The following is an 18,674-nucleotide window of genomic DNA, read 5'->3' on the forward strand; positions in this document are numbered from 1 at the left end:
ACGCCCTCGTCAACGGAAAGAGCAGAATGCCCCGCTTCAGCATCATCGTCCCGTCCCATGGGGTCGCAGGCCGGCTGGGCCAGGCGCTGGACTCGGTCCTCGCCCAGTCGTTCGGAGACTTCGAGCTGATCCCGGTCTGCGACGCGGCCGGGTCCCCGGCGGCCGGTGTCGCCGCCGGGCACGCCGAGCGGGACTCCCGGGTGGCGCCCGTGCACGCGCCGCCGTCCGAGGGGCTGGCGGGTGCGCGCAACGCGGGCGTGCGGGCGGCGACCGGGACGTATCTGCTGTTCCTCGACGGGGACGACGTGCTGGCGCCGGGCGCGCTGGCGGCGCTGGACGCACGGCTGGCGGAGACCGGCCCGGTGGACGTGCTGCCCTGCGAGCACGAGCGCGTCCCCTGGTGGGAGGGCGAGGTCACGCGCCCCGTGGCGCCGCTGCTGAAGCACGCCCCGGCCGGCGCCTTCGCCCCCGCCCGCGCCCCGCGCCTCACCGGGGTGGGGCTGCCCGCGTGGAGCGCGGCCTGGCGCCGCGCCTTCGTCGCCGAGCACGAACTGGCCTTCCCGCCCGGGTGGTTCACCGATGTCGGCTGGTGCGGGCGGGCGCTGCTGCGGGCGGAGCGGGTGGCGGTGTCGCGCCGGGTGCTGGTGCGGCACCGCGCGCGCCGCCAGGGCGACCGGCTGCGGCTGCCCGGGGCGCACCACCACGACCTGCTGGACCAGGCGGAGCGGGTGCTGGACGAGGCCGCGGGGCTCGGGCTGCCGGCCGAGCGGTCGGGGCCGTTGTTCGAGCAGCTGTTCGCGGCCGTGCTGAAGACCGCCGCGCATCCCCGGCGGCTGCCGTCCGGGCGCCGGGAGTTCTTCCGGCGGGCGAGCGTCCTGTACCGCCGGCACCGGCCCGCCGGGTTCCGGCCGCCGGGCGGCAGCCTGGGCGTGCAGCACCGGCTGCTCGCGGCCGGGTCGTACGAGGCGTTCGCCGCCCTGCGCGACACCCGGCGCGCGGCCGGGCGGGCGGCGGCCGCGCTGCCCCGTCCGCGCGGCCTGCGCACCCGGCTGCACTACGGCCTCCAGCTGCGCCGCCCGCTCGACCCGGACCTCGCGGTGTACTGCGCGTACTGGGGCCGGGGCTACGCCTGCAACCCGGCCGCGATCCACGCCAAGGCCCGCGAACTCGCCCCGCACGTCCGGGGCGTGTTCCTGGTGGAGGCCGACCAGGCGCACACCGTGCCCGACGGCGTGGAGTACGCGGTCCTCGGCAGTCACCGCGCCTGGGAGCTGCTGGCCCGCGCCACGTATCTGGTCAACAACGCCAACTTCGCGGAGGGCGTGGTCAAACGCCCCGGCAGCGTGCATCTCCAGACCCAGCACGGCACCCCGCTGAAGACCATGGGCGTGGACCAGTCGGTGTACCCGGTGGTCGCCGCCGCCACGGGCAGCTTCACCAAGCTGCTCGGGCGGGTGGACCGCTGGGACTACAACCTCTCCTCCAACCCGCACTCCACCCGCGTCTGGGAGCGCGCCTTCCCCGGCTCGTACGAGCATCTGGAGTACGGCTACCCGCGCAACGACGTGTATGTGACGGCCGGCGCCGACGACGTGGCCCGGGTCCGCGCCGAGCTGGGCGTGCCGGAGGGCGCGCGGGCCGTGCTGTACGCGCCGACCCACCGCGACCACCACACCGGGTTCGAGCCGGGGCTCGACCTGGAGGCGTTCTGCGAGGCGGCCGGCGAGGACGTGGTGGTGCTGCTGCGCGCGCACTACTTCTACGACCGGGGCCGGCGCGGGCGCGGCGGCCGGGTCATCGACGTCACGGCGCACCGGTCCTCGGAGGACGTGTGCCTGGCCGCGGACGCCCTGGTCACGGACTACTCGTCGATCATGTTCGACTACGCCAACCTGGACCGTCCGATCGTGGTGTACGCCGACGACTGGGAGGTGTACCGGGAGACGCGGGGCGTCTGCTTCGACCTGATGGCCGCCCCGCCCGGCCGGGTCGCCCGCACGCCTCAGGAGCTGGCCCGGGTGTTCCGCGACGGCTCGTACGCGGACCAGGAGGCGGCGGCGCTGCGGGCGGCGTTCCGGGAGCGGTTCTGCCCGTTCGACGACGGCCGGGCCGCCGAGCGCGTGGTGCGCCGGGTGCTGCTCGGCGAGCCGCCCGAGGCGCTGCCGCCCGTGATCCCGCTCGCGGAGCGCGTCCCCGCCCCCGCGGCCGCCACCCTGGTGAGGAGCTGACGTGCCCCGCTTCAGCGTCATCGTCCCCGTCCACCACGTGCAGGGCTATCTGCACGCCTGTCTCGACTCGGTGCTCGGGCAGTCGTACCGCGACCTCGAAGTGATCGCCGTCGACGACCGCTCCCCCGACGGCTGCGGGGCGATCCTCGACGACTACGCGGCCCGCGACGCGCGGGTGCGGGTGCTGCACCTGGAGGAGAACGTGGGCCTCGGCCGGGCCCGCAACGCCGGGATGCCGCACGCGACCGGCGATCATCTGCTCTTCCTGGACAGCGACGACACCCTCACCCCGGGCGCGCTGCGGGCCCTCGCGGACCGCCTCGACGAGACCGGCGACCCGGACGTGCTGGTCTTCGACTACGCCCGCACCTACTGGTGGGGCGGCACCCGCCGCAACGTCCTCGCCCATGTGCTGGCCGAGGCCGCCGGGAGCACCTTCACGGCCGCCGAGCGGCCGGAGATCCTCGACCTGCTGATGGTGGTGTGGAACAAGGTCTACCGCCGCGACTTCGTCGAGCGGGAGGGCTTCACCTTCCCGCCCGGCTACTACGAGGACACGCCCTGGACCTTCCCGGTGCTGCTCAGCGCGGAGCGCATCGCCACCCTGGACCGGATCTGCCTGTACTACCGGCAGCGCCGCCAGGGGAACATCCTGTCCACCACCAGCCGCAAGCACTTCGACGTGCACGAGCAGTACGCGCGGGTGTTCCGGTTCGTCGACGCCCGTCCGGCGCTGGCGCACTGGCGGCCGTTCCTGCACGCCAAGATGGGCGAGCACTGTCTCGACATCCTGTCCAAGCCGGACCGGCTGCCGCCGTCGGACCGGGCCGAGTTCTTCCGCCGCACCGCCGAGATGTTCCACGCGCACCGCCCGCCGGGCGTGCGGGTCCCCGCCGAACTGCGGGTCCTGGAGGGCGGCTACGCCGGGTACGTGCTGCGCCGCAGGGCCACGCGGACCGGCCGGGAGCTGCAGCGGCGGGCCCGGCAGGCGCGTGCGGCGACGGCCGCGCGGGCGGTGCGCGCCCGGTCGCTGCTGCGCCGGCCGCTGGACCCGGACCTCGCCGTGTACTCGGCGTTCTCGCACCGCGGGATGCTCGGCGATCCGGCGGCCGTCTACCGCGCGGCCCGCGAACTCGCCCCGCACATCCGGGGCGTGTGGGTGGTCGCCGACGAGGAGCGGGCCGCGGCCCTGCCCCCGGACACCCCGTACGTGCTCCCCGGCACACCGGAGTACCGCCGGGTCACCGAGCGGGCCACGTACTTCGTCAACAACGTCAACTGGGCGGGCACGCTGGTGAAACGGCCGGGCAGCGTGCACGTCCACACCCACCACGGCACCCCGCTGAAGTACGCGGGCGCCGACCTGCTGGAGAAGCCCGGCGCGCGGCTGCACTTCGACGTGCCGCAGATGCTGCGCCGGGCCGACCGCTGGGACCACAGCCTGGTCGCCAACCGCCACTCCGAGCTGGTGTGGGAGCGGGCCTTCCCGTGTCACTTCACCTCGCTGCGGTCCGGCTCCCCGCGCAACGACGTGCTGGTGCGCGGCGGCGAGGAGCGCGCCCGCGCGACACGGGAGCGGCTCGGGATCCCGGAGGGCGACACGGTGGTGCTGTACGCGCCGACCCGCCGGGACTACCGCAGGGACGGTCTGGTGGAGCGGATCGACCTGGCCCGCTTCGCCGCCGACCTGGGCGAGGGGCGCACCCTGGTGGTCCGGCTGCACCCCACGCTCGCCGAGGGACCGGCCCGCGGCCTCGGCCTGTCGGAGCTGCACCGGCGGGGCGTGCTGGTGGACGCCACCGACGAGCCGGAGGTGCAGGACGTGCTGCTCGCGGCCGACGTCCTGGTCACCGACTACTCGTCCGTGATGTTCGACTACGCCCTGCTGGACCGGCCGATCGTGGTGCACGCCGACGACTGGGACGCCTTCCGCGCGAGCCGGGGCGCGTATCTGGACGTCACGGCCGGACCGCCGGGTCATGTGACCCGCTCCTACCCGGAGCTGGCGTGGCTGTTCGCGTCGGGGACCTGGGCGGACGAGGAGTCGGCGCGGCTGCGGGCGGCGTTCCGGGAGCGGTTCTGCGAGTACGACGACGGCCGGGCCGCCGAGCGGGTGGTGCGCGCCGTGATGCTGGGCGAGCCGCTGCCGGAGCCCGCGGGCGACCCCGGCCTGGTGCCCGCGCAGACGGCCGGCCGCGACCTGCTGACCCCGTCGTGAGGCCGCGCACCTGGGTGCTGCTGCTGGCCGCCCTGTTCGCGCTGATGCAGCTGGCCACCGTGGAGGGCCGCGACACCCCCGACAGCAAGAACTACGTGTCGTACGCGCTGAGTCTGACCGGCGCGGACAAGCGGGAGGCGGCGGCCGCCACCATCGACCACTACTGCGCGGGGAAGGCGGCGATGGCGCACCGCGCGCAGAACGTGGACGTGGTGCGCTTCCACGCCCCGGACCCCGCGCCCCGGGTCCTTGAGGAGTGCCGGGAGCAGGAGTGGCGGCAGGTGGAGGCGCGCCTCGCGGCCGGGGACACCGCCGGGCACACGGTGCCGTTCATGCCGGAGCGGTTCATGCGGATCTTCGAGGTGCGGCCCGGCTACCCGCTGGTCCTGGCGCCGTTCGTCGCGCTGCTCGGGGTGACGTGGGGCGTGTGGGCGGCGGGCGTGGTGATCACCTGCGCGGGCGGGGTGCTCGCGTACCTGGTGCTGCGCACGCTGGCCGCGCCGGTGCCGCTCGCGCTCACCGGGATGACGCTGTACCTCGTCCTGCCGAGCGGGACGACGGCGATGCGCCCGATGACCGAGGGCCTGATGCTGGCGCTCACCCTGGCCGCGCTGTGGGGCTGCGCCCTGGTGCTGGGCGGGACGAGACCCCGGGCGGGCCTGGCCCTCGTCGGGGGCGCGCTGCTCGCGCTGTTCACCGTGAAGCACTCCCAGGCGCTGTTCCTCGGGGCGTGCCTGGCGGCGGCGGGCGTGGCGGTCGCGGTACGGCGGCGGTGGCGGGGGATGCCGGCGGGGCGCGGTCCCGCGGCGCTCGCCGCGGTGGGGTGCGCGGGGGTGCTGGGCACGGTGCTGGTGTCCCGGCTGCTGGACTACCCGTCGGTGTCGGAGAGCGTGCAGGACCTGCTCACCGGCCACTTCGCCCGGCCGGACCGGGAGCGGCCGTGGGCGGAGTTCCTCCAGCTCCAGGGGAACTTCTGGATGGAGTGGGCACGGCGGCAGCTGTGGGAGCCGTTCTTCGCGGCGGCGCTGGTGGCGGGCGCGCTCGGGGCGCGGCGGCGGCCGGCGTTCGGGGTCTTCCTGACCGCGGCGGCCTGCACGGGAATCCTCAACCAGGCGGGGCACCCGGACATCAACATCTGGGGCGACCGGCTGATCACGCTGGCCTGGCTGCTGCCCGTGCTGGGGGTGCCGCTGCTGCTGGAGCCGGTGCTGCGGCGGGCGGTGGTGCCCGCCCAGGGGGCGCCGGTGGAGCCGGTGGGCTGACCGGGCGTCACCCGAAGAGGTGACGGTCGGCCAGAAGCAGTCCATGGACGGGAACATTGGGCAAATGCCCCGAATGCCCCTTTCTCTTCGCATCCGATGAGCGCCGGCGTCCTCCTCCGGCGCCGCACGGTGGACGGCGCCACGGCGCTGCGCGGCGGCGGGTCCTGGCGCCCGACGCCGTACCAGTGCGCCGGCTTCCTGTTCTTCCTGGTGATGACCCTGGCGTTCTGGCGGGTGCCGCTGTGCTGCGACGCCGGCCAGCACGCGGCGGTCGTGGAGCGCCTCAAGGCCGATCTGCTGCACCCCCGGCACCCGATGGCGGACCTGCCCGGCGCGGGCAGCCCCTACTACTCGCCGTACGCCGTGGCGCAGGGCGCGTTCGCCCGGCTGACCGGGCTGGGCGGCTGGGAGGTGCTGCGGCTGACCGGGCCGCTGAACCTGCTGGTGCTGCTCACCGGCCTGGGCCGCTTCGTGCGGGTGCTCACCCCGCGCCCCTGGGCGCCGGTGCTGGCGCTCGCCGCGACGGCCCTGCTCTGGGGGGTGGAGCGCGCCTGGTGGAGCGGCTATCTGAACCTGATGTCGATGACGGGCAACTTGCCCTACCCGTCGGCGTTCGCGATCGGGCTCGCCTTCTGGGCGTGGGCGCTGACCGGCGCGCGGGCCCGGGACACCGGGGGCGTGCGGTATCTGGGGCCGGGCGGTCTGCGCCCGCCGGCCGGGTACGCGGGCCTCGGCCTGCTGTACGGGCTGATCCTGCTGGTGCACCCGATCACCGCGGTCGCGGCCGCGCTGGGGGCGCTGGCGCTGGTGGCCGGGTGGCAGCGGCGCTGGTCGGCGGCGCTGGCCGGGCGCTGGGCGCTGACCGGCGCGGTGGCGCTGCTGACGGCGGCCTGCTGGCCGTACTTCGACGTGTTCGCACTGGCCGGGGACGGCAGCGTGGACGCGATGCACCGGCGGCTGTACCTGGATCTGCCCGGGCAGTTCGGGCTGGCGCTGCTGGGGCTGCCGGCCTTGTGGCTGCGGGCCCGGCGCTCATGGCGGGACCCGCTGGTGCTGATGTTCGCCCTGGACTGCGCGGTCGTGGCGTACGGCTGGGTGAGCGGCCACTACACCTACGGGCGGGCCCTGGGCCTGACGCTGGTGCCGCTGCAGCTCGCCCTGGCGGTGGAGCTGGCGGCGCCCCGCCCGTGGCCGGTGTGGCGGCGGCTGCTGGGCGGGGCCGCGGCGGCGGGGGCCGCGGCCGGTTTCCTGACCGTGCACGCCGGGGCGCTGGTGCCCCCGGCGGCGGACCCGGTCGGCTTCCGGCAGCCCCCGGACTGGCCGGCGTACGACTGGGCCGCGCGGCACATCGCCCCGGGGGAGGTGGTGATCACCGACGGCTACTACGCCGTCCACGCCATCGCCGGGTACGGGCCGAACCTGGCCGCACCCGCCTGGCCGGACGCCTCGCTGGACGAGCGGGAGCGGCTGCGGCGGCTGGCCGATGTGCGCGCGTACCTGGATCCCGCCTCGACCCGCGCCCTGCGGGACACGGTGGTCCGCCGCTACTCGGTGCGCTGGCTGCTCCTCACGCCGTACCAGCGGGTGCCCGAGGAGGCCGTGGTGGTGGCCTGGAGCCGGCGCACCGGCGAGGTGCTGGCGCGGGTCTCGGGCTAGGGACTACTCGACGACGAGCTCGACGGGGATGTTGCCGCGGGTGGCGTTGGAGTAGGGGCAGACCTGGTGGGCCTGCTCGACCAGCTTGCGGCCGGTCTCCTCGTCGAGGCTGTCGGGCAGCTCGATGCGGAGCGTCACGGCGAGCGCGAAGCCCTCGCCCTGCTTGCCGATGCCGACCTCGGCGGTCACGGCGGCCTCGCTGACGTCCACCTTGGCGGCGCGGCCGACGGCGCCGAGGGCGCTGCCGAAGCAGGCCGCGTAGCCGGCGGCGAAGAGCTGCTCCGGGTTGGTGCCCTTGCCGTCGCCGCCCAGCTCCTTGGGGGCGCTCAGGCCGACGTCCAGCTTGCCGTCGGAGGTGACGGCGCGGCCCTCGCGACCGTGGGTGGCGGTGGCGACTGCGGTGTAGAGCGCGTCCATGGGGAGACCTTTCGTCTGCGGCGGGTGACCGGCCGGGTCGGGGGGACCCGGCCTCCGTGGGCTCAAGTAGAGCACACAATTCAATTGGGCACAACCAAATGGCTCGCACAGCGCTACCCTGGACGCATGACAGCCACACCCAGCCCCTCCCCGGCGACGGACGCGCCGGCCGTTTCGGACGACTGGCTCCGTCTCGACCAGCAGATCTGCTTCAGCCTGAACTCCGCCGTCCGCGCCTTCAACGGCGTCTACCGGGTGCTGCTGAAGGATCTCGGCCTCACCTATCCGCAGTACCTGGTCATGCTGGTGCTGTGGGAGGACGGCACGCTGCCGGTGAAGCGGCTGGGCGAGCGTCTGCGCCTGGACTCCGGCACCCTGTCCCCGCTGCTCAAGCGGCTGGAGGCGGCCGGTCTGGTGCACCGGGAGCGCAGCGCGCGCGACGAGCGGTCCGTCGAGGTGCGGCTCACCGAGGAGGGCGCCGCACTGCGCGAGCAGGCCGTGCGGGTGCCGCGCCGGATCGCCGCCGCCACCGGACTGCGGGCCGAGGAGATGCGCGCCCTCGGCGCCACCCTCGCCGACCTCACCGCCGCCCTGGACCAGGCGGCCGCCGAAGGGGCCTGACGCCCGCCGGGACCACCCCGGGGTGCGGGACGGCACGCGCCGGGCGAGCGTGGAGTGAACCTCCGCCGCGCGCCCCGAGGATGCCATGCGCCCCGACCCCACCCCGGCCGACGCCGACGCCGTCTCGGTCGTCGTCATAGGCCATGACGACATCGCCCATGTGGCCGACGCGGTGCGCTCCGCGCTCGGGCAGGGGACCGCCGTGCGGGAGGTCGTCGCCGTGGACGACTGCTCCACGGACGGCAGCACGGAGCTGCTGGACCGGCTGGCCGCCGCCGAGCCCCGGCTGCGGGTGATCCGGCTGCCGGTGAACAGCGGCGGCTGCGGCACCCCGCGCAACACCGGGCTGGACGCGGTGACCGGCCCGTACGTGATGTTCCTCGACAGCGACGACGTACTGCCGCCCGGCGCCGTGGACGCACTCATCGCCGCCGCCCGGGAGACGGACGCGCAGGTCACGGGCGGTCTGTGCGTGCGCCGCGAGCTGCCCTCGGGCCGCGAGGTGCCGTGGGAGCCCGCCCTGTACGCCGCCCCCGCCGTCCTCGCCCGCCCGGCCGACCGCCCGCGCCTGGTCCGCGACACCCTGAGCGTGAACAAGCTGTACGCGACGGACTTCCTGCGCGCGCACGGCATCCGGTTCCCCGACGGTCGCTTCCCCTACGAGGACATCGTGTTCACGGCGCGGGTGTGGGCCGCCGCGCCGCGCGTCGCCCTGGTCCCTGACCGGGTGTACGTCTGGCACGTGCGCCGCGCCGCGCGACGGCTGTCGATCTCGCTGGACCGCGCGGGCGTCGACAACTGGCGCGCCCGCACGCACGCCTGCCGCACCGCCCACACGGTCCTGCTGGACGCCGGGGAGAAACGGCTGGCGCGCGCCGTCCGCGCCAAGTTCCTCGACCACGACCTGCGCATGTACGTCCGCGAGCTGCCGCTGCGCGACGACGCGTACCGCCGTGCGTGGTGGGCCCACACCCGCGAGCACCTCGCGGAGTACGACGCCGCCGACCGCTCGGGCGACCCGGCCGCCCCCGGCACGCTGCTCGCGCGGGTGCTGCTGGCCTCTCCCGAGCCGCGCGACCTGCCCCGGCTGCGGGAGCTGGCGGCCCGCCCGGCCCGGCTGCGCCCGCCGTACGCCCGCACGGCCGACGGCACGCCCTGCTGGTCGGCGGAGCTGCCCGGGGTCACCCTGGAGTCCCTGCCGGAGCGCCCCGTCCGCCTGCTGCCGCTCGCCGTGGACGCGGAGCTGCGCGCCCGTACCCGCCTGCTGCGGCTGCGTCTGCACGAGCTGTACGGCGCGGTCGCGCGGGCCGGTCCCGTGGACGCGGAGGTGGAGTGGCGCCACCGGGACCGCGCGGGCCTGGTGCTGCGCCGTACCGTGCCCCTGCGTCCTGCCGCCGAGGGCGCCTGGACCGCCGAGGCGCCCGTCCCGCTGGAGCGGCTGGCGTCCCTCGGCGCGGGCGCCTGGGACCTGCGGCTGCGGCTGCGCTTCCGCGACGGCGCGGCCCGCACCGTCTCCGCCCACGCCCTCGCCGGCCCCGGACTGCTGCGCCCCCGCGCCGTCCCGAGCCGCCGGTACGGCCTGGTCCTCGTCCGCCCCTACGCCACCCATGGTGGCGCGCTGGCCCTGCGGGTGGCGGCGGGAGCGCAGGGCGCGGGGCGCGTGCTGGCCGGACGGCTGCGACGGTGGCTGCCTTGACGCCAACCCGCACCACCTCGACTGCTCCCTCCCCGCGGCCACCCCGAGCCCCCGCCACGGCCCGGTCGCCGTCCGCCCTCACCCACCCCCGGGGCGCACCGGCCCGCGGGTCGCGGCGGGCGCACGGGGCGCGGGGCGGGTGCTGGCCGGACGGCTGCGGCGGTTGCTGCCCTGACGCGCACCGCACCACCTCGGCCGCTCCGCCCCCGCGGCCACCCGAGCCACCAGCTACGGTCTCGTTGCCGTCCGCCCTCGCCCACCCCCAGGCGCACCGGCCCGCGGGTCGCGGCGGGCGCACGGGGCGCGGGGCGCGTGCTGGCCGGACGGCTGCACCGGTGGCTGCCTGAGCCGGGGGCCCACCGGTCCTGCGAGCCGCGACAGCGGCACAGCGCGCAGGCCGGGCACCTGCGCCGACGGTCCACCTGGCGCGAGCCGGGGCTCAGAGCGCCCTGAGCGCCTGGGCGGTCGCGCGGGACAGGCCGTCCAGGTAGCCCTTGGGGAGCTTCGGGCTGCGGATCACCACCGAGCGCCAGTACAGCGGCCCGGAGATCAGGTCGAGGGCCAGGGCGTGGTCCACGCCGGCGCCGATCTCGCCCCGCTCCTGGGCCGCGGTGACGATGCCCTTGGCGACCCCGTCCTGGCCCTCGCGCAGGGCCTTCTGCACGGCCTCGGCGATCTCGGGATTGCGGGCGGCCTCGGCCTGGAGGTCGGGGAGGATCTGCGAGGCGACGGGGTGGCGTAGGGCGCGCGAGCTGACCTCGTAGAGCAGGCGCAGGTCGCTCTCCAGGGAGCCGGTGTCGGGCGCGGGCAGGCCCTGGACGGCGAGCGCGGAGACCACGTCGAGGACGACGTGCAGCTTGGAGCGCCAGCGGCGGTACACCGCGGTCTTGCCGACGCCCGCGCGGCGCGCGATGCCCTCGATCGACATCCGGGCGTAGCCGACGGCGGCGAGCTCCTCGAAGACGGCCGTCCGGATGGCCTCGGTGACGTCCTCGCGCAGGACGGCGGCCCCGGCGGGAGCCCGGCGGCGCGGACGTGGCTCGGGCGCGTCGGCGTTCGTCATGCGCTCCAGCATAGGCCGCCCGCGTAGCGACGATACGGTTGCGTTCCGACGCGCATTCGACCTACGCTCGTCGACACGACGATACGGTCCCGTTCCGACGTCGGAATCGTCGTCCCACCCCCCTCCTAGCGAAAGCAGCGGATGTGAGTCAGGCACTCGACACACCGCCCGCCGCGTCGGCGCGCCCGGAACCGCCCGAGACCGACCTCGCGGCGCTCGCCGCCCGGCACGGCCTCACGGTCAGCGGCGCCCGCCCGCCCCTCGGCGCATACGTCCGCCAGCTCTGGGGGCGGCGCCACTTCATCCTGGCCTTCTCGCAGGCCAAGCTGACCGCCCAGTACAGCAAGGCGAAGCTCGGGCAGCTGTGGCAGGTGGCGACGCCGCTGCTGAACGCGGCGGTGTACTTCTTCATCTTCGGCCTGCTGCTCGGCGCCCGGAAGGGCATACCGAGCGAGGTGTACGTGCCGTTCCTGGTGACGGGCGTGTTCGTGTTCACCTTCACCCAGAGCTCGGTGCTCGCGGGCGTGCGGGCGATCTCGGGCAACCTGGGCCTGGTGCGGGCGCTGCACTTCCCGCGGGCGTCGCTGCCGATCTCCTTCGCGCTCCAGCAGCTCCAGCAGCTGCTGTTCTCGATGATCGTCCTGGTCGTCATCATGATCGGGTTCCGCAGCTACCCGGACGCGTCCTGGCTGCTGGTGGTGCCCGCCCTGGCGCTGCAGTTCGTGTTCAACACCGGCCTGGCGCTGATCTTCGCCCGCATGGGCAGCAAGACCCCCGACCTGGCGCAGCTGATGCCGTTCGTGCTGCGGACCTGGATGTACGCGTCCGGGGTGATGTTCTCCATCCCCGCGATGCTGGAGGACAAGAACGTCCCCGCCTGGCTGGCGGACGTCCTCCAGTGGAACCCGGCGGCGGTCTACATGGACCTCGTACGGTTCGCGCTGATCGACCAGTACGACTCGTCCTACCTGCCCCCGCACGTCTGGGCGTTCGCGCTGGGCTGGGCGGTGCTGGCCGGCGTGGTCGGCTTCGTCTACTTCTGGAAGGCAGAGGAGAGGTACGGCCGTGGCTGACACCCCCCAGGACAGGAGGCCGACGGTCGTCGCCGACGGCGTCGACGTGGTCTACCGGGTCAACGGCACCGGCGCCGGACGCGGCACCGCGACCGCCGCGCTCAACCGCATGCTCCGCCGCAAGCAGACCGAGAAGGCGTCCGGCGTGCGCCGGGTGCACGCCGTGCGGAACGTGTCCTTCGTCGCCTACCGGGGCGAGGCGATCGGGCTGATCGGCACCAACGGCTCCGGCAAGTCCACGCTGCTCAAGGCCGTGGCCGGACTGCTCCCGGTGGAGAACGGACACATCTACACCGACGGCCAGCCGTCCCTGCTCGGCGTCAACGCGGCGCTGATGGCCGACCTGACGGGCGAGCGCAACGTGCTGCTCGGCGGGCTCGCGATGGGCATGTCCCGCGAGGAGGTGAGGGCGCGCTACCAGGACATCGTCGACTTCTCCGGGATCAACGAGAAGGGCGACTTCATCACCCTGCCGATGCGCACCTACTCCTCCGGCATGGCCGCCCGCCTGCGCTTCTCCATCGCCGCCGCCAAGGACCACGACGTGCTCCTCGTCGACGAGGCGCTGGCCACCGGCGACCGCTCCTTCCAGAAGCGCTCCGAGGCCCGTATCCGCGAACTGCGCAAGCACGCCGGAACGGTGTTCCTGGTCAGCCACAACAACAAGTCCATCCGCGACACCTGCGACCGGGTGCTGTGGCTGGAGCGCGGCGAGCTGCGCATGGACGGGCCGACGGACGAGGTGCTCAAGGAGTACGAGAAGTTCACCGGAGCGAGCCGCTAGCAGGCCGGCGCGGGCGCGGCAAGCGCCGTTCGGGCGAACCCTCCGCCGTCCGATTCGTCCCATCGGTGTCACTATGACTGGATACGACCGACGGGACCGTCCGCGCCGACGAGCAGCCGAAGGAGCCCCGTGATGCCCCAGCTCAGCGTCATCGTCCACGGGCCGAACACCCAGGACCACCTGACCGGCCTGCTCGACTCGCTCGTCGCCCACCCGCTGCCGGACGTGGAGGTCGTCGTCGCCGCCGTCGGCGACTGGGCCCGTGAGACGGCCGAGCGGCACGCCCCGCAGCTCCAGGTGGTCCCGCTGCCCGACGGCGCCTCCGACGCGGCGGCGAGAGCGGCGGGGGCCGCGCGGGCCACGGGCCGCTGGCTGCACTTCGTCCGCGCCAAGGACGGCCTGCCGCCCGGCAGCCCCCGCACCGTCGCCGAGCGCACCGCCGAGCTGCCCGGCACCGTCGACGTCCTGCTGCTGGACCATCTGCGCAGCACCTGGCGCAGCTCCGCGCTGCCCTCGGCGGACGGCCCCCTCCTCGTCCGCGCCGGACGCACCGAGCCGGCCCTCGCCGACAGCGCCTACCTGCTGCGCCTCACCCCGCTGCTCGGCACCCGCGTGCTGCGCGCCGACTTCTGGCGGGCCCACGAGGAGCGGCTCACCACCGACGACGAGCCCCGCGCCGCCCTCGCCGCCCTGCTGCTCGCCGGGCGCGTCTCCTGTCTGCCGCACATCGCCTACGAGGACCGGCGGCTGCGCCCCGCGAGCCTCCCGCCCGTCACCCCCGAGCAGCACCTCGCCGCCGTCGACCGCTACGAGGCCCTGCTCGACCTCGCCCAGGACCGGCCCGCGGTCTACACCGTGCTCTACGAGATCATGGTCCGCGACTGCCTGCGCACCTTCGCCCGCGGCGCCGTGCCCGAGCCGGCCGCCCGGGAGTTCTTCCTGCGGGCCGGCGCCGCCGCCGTGCGCCGCCGCCCCGAGGGGTACCGCCGTCCCGGCGGCCCGGAAGGCGTGCGCCGCTCGCTGCTGGAGGAGGGCGCCTACACCCGCTACCGGGCCTTCCAGGCCGTCAACCACGCCCGCCGCGCCGTGCGGTCCACGGTGCGCACCGGACGGCGGCAGGCCGGCGCGCTGATCCGCGACCACCAGTACCGCGCGGCGCTGCGCCGCCCCGTCGACCCGCACCTCGCCGTGTTCTCCGCCTACTGGAACCGCGGCGTCGCCTGCAACCCGGGCGCGATCGCCGCGAAGCTCGCCGAACTCGCCCCGCACATCCACCCGGTGTGGGTGGTGACCGCGCGCAACGCGGCCCTGCTGCCGCCCGGCACCGACCACGTGGTCCCCGGCACCCGCCGCTACTGGGAAGTGCTCGCCACGGCGAAGTACCTCGTCAACAACGTCAACTTCCCGAACGCGGTGGTCAAACGCCCGGACGCGGTGCATGTGCAGACCCACCACGGCACCCCGCTCAAGCGCATGGGCCTCGACCAGATGGCCTACCCGGCCGCCGCCCAGGGCCTGGACTTCGACGCCCTGCTGGAGCGCGTCGACAAGTGGGACTACAGCGTCTCCGCCAACAGCCACACCACCCGCATGTGGGAGCGCGCCTACCCGTCCCGGTACGTCTCCCTCGACCACGGCTATCCGCGCAACGACGTCTACTGCACGGCGGGCGCCGACGAGGTGCGCGCGGTCCGCGAGCGGCTCGGCATCGCCCCCGGCCGCCGGGCCGTCCTCTACGCGCCCACCCACCGCGACTACGAGGCCGGCTGGACCCCGCGCCTGGACCTCGCCGCGCTCGCCGACCGGCTCGGCGAGGACACCGTCCTGCTGGTGCGCGCCCACTACTTCTACGACTCGGGCCTCTCCCCGCTGGCCGGCCTGCGCCGCTCGGGCCGCGTCGTCGACGTGTCCGCGTACGACCCGGTCGAGGAGCTGTGCCTGGCCGCCGACGCCCTGGTCACGGACTACTCGTCGATCATGTTCGACTACGCCAACCTGGACCGCCCGATCGTGATCCACGCCGACGACTGGGAGACGTACCGCACCACGCGCGGGGTGTACTTCGACCTGATGGCCGAGGCGCCGGGGCCGGTCGCGCGCACCCAGGACGACCTCACCGAGATCCTCGCCACCGACGCCTGGCACGACGAGGGCGCGGCGAAGGCGCGGGCCGCCTTCCGCCGCAAGTTCTGCGAGTTCGACGACGGCCGGGCCGCCGAGCGGGTCGTGCGCCGGGTGTTCCTCGGCGAGGACGAGGCGTCCCTGCCCCCGGTGCTGCCGCCGGAGGAGCGCACCCCGGCGCCGGCCCCCCAGGAGGTGACCGCGTGATGTCCACGTCCCGGCTCCCCGACGTCACCGTCACGGTGATCGTGCACAACGATGCCGGACGGCTGCCCCGCGCCGTGCGGTCCGTGTGCCGCCAGACCCACCGCGACCTGGAGATCGTCATCAGCGACGACCACTCCACGGACGACACCCCGCGGGTGGCGCGGGAGCTGGCGGCCGCCGACCCGCGCGTGCGGTACCTGCGGCTGCCGGAGAACAGCGGCGGGTGCAGCGCCCCGCGCAACCGCGCCCTGGAGATCGCCCGGGCGCCGTACCTGATGTTCCTCGACAGCGACGACGAACTGCCGGAGGGGGCGGTCGCCGCCCTGCTGGCCGCGCACCGGGAGCGGGAGATCGACTTCGCGATGGGCGCGGTGCGCCGGATCCGGGTGGACACCGGACGCCGCTCCACCTGGATGCCGCACCTGGTGGGCGAGCGCCGCACCCTGGACGGCGTCGAGGACGACCCGCGGCTGTTCTTCGAGCACCTCGCGACCAGCAAGATGTACGCCCGCGCCTTCCTCGACCGGCACGCGCTGCGCTTCCCGGAGGGCATCCACTACGAGGACCAGCTGTTCTCGGCGCAGGCCTACTGCCTGGCGGAGCGGTTCACGATCGTCCCCGAGCCGGTCTACCTCTGGTACATAGCCCCCTACGTGAGGTCCGACACCGCGTCCATATCCAACCAGCGGCACCTGATCGGCAACGTCCGCGACCGGATCCACGTGCAGCGGCTGATCGACGCGTTCCTCGCGGAGAGCGGGCACGAGGGGCTGCGCGAGGACAAGGACCACAAGTTCCTCAAGCACGACTTCCGGATGTACGCGGGCGACCTGCCGTACCGCGACGAGGAGTGGCTGGCCGCCTTCGCCGACGAGGTGAACCCGTACCTGGAGACGCTGTCCCCGGGCGCGTACGCCCGGCTGCCCCGCGCGGAGCGGGTGGTGCTCCAGCTGGTGCGGGACCGCCGCCTGCCGGAAGCCGCGCTCGCGGCGCGTGGGCTGGGGTACGGCGTCGCCCCGAGGCGGCTCACCGCCGACGCGGACGGCCGGGTCTACTGGGGCGACCGCGTGCCGGACACCGTGGCCGCACGCCGCGAGCTGGACCTGACCGAGCTGGAACCGGACACCCGCCCCTTCTCCGGAGCGCTGTTCCGGCACGAGATCACCGGGATCGCCCGCGTCCCGGGGGGCGGCGCCCGCGTGGACCTCACCGTGCGGACCTACGACCCGGCGCTGCGGCTGCCCGTCGGCCCGCAGCGGGCGAGCCTGGTGATCTCCCCTGGCCGGCGCCGCCTCACCGTGCCGTTCCGTCTGGACCCGGTGCGGCCCGGCGTGTTCGAAGGGACGGTACGGCTGGACCTGGCCGGGGCGCGGCTGCCGCTGGGCGGCTTCGCCGGGGTCCGGCATCCGCTGGTCCGGCTCAGCGGCGGCGGCCGGAACAACCAGGCGCTGCTGCTGGCGCCCCTGGAGTTCCCGGCGCTGACCGCCCGCGTCCCCTACCGCTCCGGCGCAGCCCCGCACCAGGTCACCATCGAACCGGAGGGACACAACCCGGGCCGCCTCCAGATCCGCTGGGAACCGGCCGGCGTCCCCGCCGCACTCCGCCCGCTGGCCGCCCACCTGGCCCACCCACGCCTGCGCCGGGCGGTGCAACTGGTGGCGGGCCTCGTCCGCTGACACCCCGCCGGGCTTCCGGCACGACAAGGCGCTCACGGCACCGCGTACAGCACCTCCCCGCGCGGCCCCCGGGCGACCGGCCGCAGCGCGGGGTCGTCCAGGGCGCCGCGGTGGTCCAGCACCCAGCGAACCTCGTACTCCCGCTCGGTGCGCCGTCGCTCGGCCGCGGACGTGCCCGCGGCGAAGTACGCCTCGGTGGCGGCCGTACGGCGCTCCTCGTCGGCGAGGAAGAAGTCCGGGTAGCCGGGGGCGACCGTGTAGGGGCCGTAGGCGGGCACCTGGCGGGCGACCCGGCCCTCGGCCATGACGACGTCGCCGTACCGCACCCAGCGGGTGATCCACCCGTACCCCGGCCACGGCCGCCGGTACTTCTCCGCGACCGGACCGGGCAGCGCGTCGGCCGGGACCACGTACCCGAGCGCGCCCGCCTGTGCCCAGGCGCCGGCCGACAGCGCCACGGCGAGCAGCGCCGCCCACACCGCCCGCGCCCGCCGCGCCCCCGCCTCCACGACCGCGAGCGCCGCCGCGAGCTGCGCCGGGATCACCACCGCGGGCAGGGCCCGGCCCCATGAGTAGTGGCCGGTGATCCGTCCCGCCGCGACGATCAGCACACCGAGCGCGCAGAACACCACGAGCGGGTCCCGGTGGTCGCGCCGCCCGCGCCCCACCAGCGCGGCCACCCCGAGCAGCACCAGACCGAACCGCGCCACCGGGTGCGCGTACAGCACCCGGTGCACCGTCTCCAGCCGTTCCCCGGCGTCCGCCAGCGCGAAGAAGTCGTAGTACGGCCACGCCCCCAGCACCGACACGCCCAGCAGCAGCGCGGCGCCCAGCCGGGGCCACACCGCGCGCCCGGGGCGCGCCGCGACGACCGTGGCGGCCGCGCCCACCGTGGCCACCACCCCGGAGAACTGGTGGCACAGCAGGATCACCGCCCACAGCACGCCCAGCCCCAGCCACGCGCTCCACCCGGCGGGCCCACGCAGCGCCCCGGTCAGCCAGGTCCAGAAGTGGAAGGCGAGCCCCAGGGTGAAGGTGCTCGGGTACGCGGCCGTCAGGGCCAGCGAGTGCAGCCCGGTGAAACCGCTCCACAGCAGGGGCTCGGTCCCCCACAGGAACAGCAGGGACAGCAGGGCGAGCGCGGGCGCGGCCGGGTGCGCGCTCAGCGTCCGCACGTACCGCCACACGCCCGTGACCAGCAGCGCCGACCCGGCCGCGGCGGCCAGCCGCAGCACCACGAACACGTCCAGGCCGGTCGCCCGGGCCACTCCGCCGAGCAGCAGCGTCCAGGGCGAGTAGTACGGGCTCGGGGTGCTCGCGTCGACGAGCGGGTTGCCCGGGGCGAGCGGGGAGTGCCGCAGCCGCTGCACCGTCGCGGCGTGGATGCCCAGGTCGCCCATCCACGGCAGCCGTACGACGACCAGGGTCAGCAGGAGCAGGACGAGTCCGGTGACGCCCGTGGCCAGGGCCCGGCCGACGGCGGCGGGACGGCTCGCGGAGCGGCGCGGGCCGGCCCCTCGGAACACCCCGGACGACGACGATCGGACAGTCACACCAGAGCCCTATCCCGTCCCCGGGCCGTCCCCACGGGTTCGCCGCCGATTCCCGCCTAAGGCACCACACACGGGCGAGGGGCGCCCCGGACCGTGACG

At 75.2% G+C, this 18,674-nt stretch carries 13 protein-coding genes; 10 read left to right on the forward strand and 3 right to left on the reverse strand.

Features of this window, described 5'->3' with window-relative positions:
• Positions 1-26 precede the first annotated feature (26 nt).
• From ACP7TJ_RS12415 to ACP7TJ_RS12430, 4 genes are all read left to right on the forward strand, one after another.
• Complete coding sequence (locus ACP7TJ_RS12415) at positions 27-2,228, forward strand: bifunctional glycosyltransferase/CDP-glycerol:glycerophosphate glycerophosphotransferase (protein WP_427763160.1); 2,202 nt, start codon at positions 27-29, stop codon at positions 2,226-2,228.
• 1 nt (position 2,229) lies between these two features.
• Positions 2,230-4,446 (forward strand): bifunctional glycosyltransferase/CDP-glycerol:glycerophosphate glycerophosphotransferase, encoded by a 2,217-nt coding sequence (locus ACP7TJ_RS12420; protein ID WP_167741953.1) that lies wholly within the window; start codon positions 2,230-2,232, stop codon positions 4,444-4,446.
• Positions 4,443-5,708, forward strand: a complete 1,266-nt coding sequence (locus tag ACP7TJ_RS12425; protein WP_387793322.1) for a hypothetical protein — start codon at positions 4,443-4,445, stop codon at positions 5,706-5,708. The genes ACP7TJ_RS12420 and ACP7TJ_RS12425 overlap by 4 nt, the downstream gene beginning before the upstream one ends.
• A gap of 96 nt (positions 5,709-5,804) precedes the next feature.
• Positions 5,805-7,364: a hypothetical protein gene (locus tag ACP7TJ_RS12430; RefSeq protein WP_189912707.1), complete on the forward strand. Its 1,560-nt coding sequence runs from the start codon at positions 5,805-5,807 to the stop codon at positions 7,362-7,364.
• Between the two features lie 3 nt (positions 7,365-7,367).
• Here the strand turns inward: ACP7TJ_RS12430 and ACP7TJ_RS12435 are convergent, their stop codons facing one another.
• On the reverse strand, positions 7,368-7,781 hold the full coding sequence (locus ACP7TJ_RS12435; RefSeq protein WP_093767060.1) for an organic hydroperoxide resistance protein: 414 nt from the start codon (positions 7,779-7,781) through the stop codon (positions 7,368-7,370).
• 126 nt (positions 7,782-7,907) lie between these two features.
• Between ACP7TJ_RS12435 and ACP7TJ_RS12440 the strand changes: the two genes are divergently transcribed.
• Together ACP7TJ_RS12440 and ACP7TJ_RS12445 are read left to right on the forward strand one after the other, a co-directional pair.
• Positions 7,908-8,402, forward strand: coding sequence for a MarR family winged helix-turn-helix transcriptional regulator (locus tag ACP7TJ_RS12440; RefSeq protein ID WP_093767059.1), 495 nt, complete (start codon positions 7,908-7,910; stop codon positions 8,400-8,402).
• 85 nt (positions 8,403-8,487) lie between these two features.
• Positions 8,488-10,098 (forward strand): glycosyltransferase, encoded by a 1,611-nt coding sequence (locus ACP7TJ_RS12445; protein ID WP_427763164.1) that lies wholly within the window; start codon positions 8,488-8,490, stop codon positions 10,096-10,098.
• A gap of 439 nt (positions 10,099-10,537) precedes the next feature.
• On the opposite strand, the gene ACP7TJ_RS12450 is transcribed toward ACP7TJ_RS12445, so the two are convergent.
• On the reverse strand, positions 10,538-11,173 hold the full coding sequence (locus ACP7TJ_RS12450) for a TetR/AcrR family transcriptional regulator (protein ID WP_093767057.1): 636 nt from the start codon (positions 11,171-11,173) through the stop codon (positions 10,538-10,540).
• Between the two features lie 131 nt (positions 11,174-11,304).
• On the opposite strand from ACP7TJ_RS12450, the gene ACP7TJ_RS12455 reads away from it, so the two are divergent.
• The 4 genes from ACP7TJ_RS12455 (at position 11,305) to ACP7TJ_RS12470 (ending at position 17,022) form a co-directional block, all read left to right on the forward strand.
• Positions 11,305-12,234, forward strand: coding sequence for an ABC transporter permease (locus ACP7TJ_RS12455; protein WP_266397676.1), 930 nt, complete (start codon positions 11,305-11,307; stop codon positions 12,232-12,234).
• Complete coding sequence (locus ACP7TJ_RS12460) at positions 12,227-13,018, forward strand: ABC transporter ATP-binding protein (RefSeq protein ID WP_266397678.1); 792 nt, start codon at positions 12,227-12,229, stop codon at positions 13,016-13,018. Before ACP7TJ_RS12455 ends, ACP7TJ_RS12460 begins: the two co-directional genes overlap by 8 nt.
• Before the next feature lie 132 nt (positions 13,019-13,150).
• Positions 13,151-15,346: a CDP-glycerol glycerophosphotransferase family protein gene (locus ACP7TJ_RS12465; protein ID WP_427763167.1), complete on the forward strand. Its 2,196-nt coding sequence runs from the start codon at positions 13,151-13,153 to the stop codon at positions 15,344-15,346.
• A complete protein-coding gene (locus ACP7TJ_RS12470; RefSeq protein ID WP_427763169.1) occupies positions 15,346-17,022 on the forward strand; it encodes a glycosyltransferase in 1,677 nt (558 codons plus the stop codon). Before ACP7TJ_RS12465 ends, ACP7TJ_RS12470 begins: the two co-directional genes overlap by 1 nt.
• A gap of 32 nt (positions 17,023-17,054) precedes the next feature.
• On the opposite strand, the gene ACP7TJ_RS12475 is transcribed toward ACP7TJ_RS12470, so the two are convergent.
• Positions 17,055-18,575 carry a hypothetical protein gene (locus tag ACP7TJ_RS12475; RefSeq protein ID WP_427763171.1) on the reverse strand — a complete coding sequence of 507 codons (1,521 nt, stop codon included), beginning with the start codon at positions 18,573-18,575 and terminating at the stop codon, positions 17,055-17,057.
• Positions 18,576-18,674: the final 99 nt, after the last annotated feature.

Origin of the sequence: Streptomyces sp. DSM 41931, from assembly GCF_050271085.1 — a bacterium.
GTDB lineage: Bacteria > Actinomycetota > Actinomycetes > Streptomycetales > Streptomycetaceae > Streptomyces > Streptomyces albogriseolus.

Bases quoted from the DNA above. Each gene is read 5' to 3' on its own strand.
- ACP7TJ_RS12415 (WP_427763160.1), top strand. From the start codon at position 27: ATGCCCCGCTTCAGCATCATCGTCCCGTCCCATGGGGTCGCAGGCCGG.
- ACP7TJ_RS12430 (WP_189912707.1), top strand. From the start codon at position 5,805: ATGAGCGCCGGCGTCCTCCTCCGGCGCCGCACGGTGGACGGCGCCACG.
- ACP7TJ_RS12435 (WP_093767060.1), bottom strand. From the start codon at position 7,781: ATGGACGCGCTCTACACCGCAGTCGCCACCGCCACCCACGGTCGCGAG.
- ACP7TJ_RS12440 (WP_093767059.1), top strand. From the start codon at position 7,908: ATGACAGCCACACCCAGCCCCTCCCCGGCGACGGACGCGCCGGCCGTT.
- ACP7TJ_RS12445 (WP_427763164.1), top strand. From the start codon at position 8,488: ATGCGCCCCGACCCCACCCCGGCCGACGCCGACGCCGTCTCGGTCGTC.
- ACP7TJ_RS12450 (WP_093767057.1), bottom strand. From the start codon at position 11,173: ATGCTGGAGCGCATGACGAACGCCGACGCGCCCGAGCCACGTCCGCGC.
- ACP7TJ_RS12465 (WP_427763167.1), top strand. From the start codon at position 13,151: ATGCCCCAGCTCAGCGTCATCGTCCACGGGCCGAACACCCAGGACCAC.
- ACP7TJ_RS12470 (WP_427763169.1), top strand. From the start codon at position 15,346: ATGTCCACGTCCCGGCTCCCCGACGTCACCGTCACGGTGATCGTGCAC.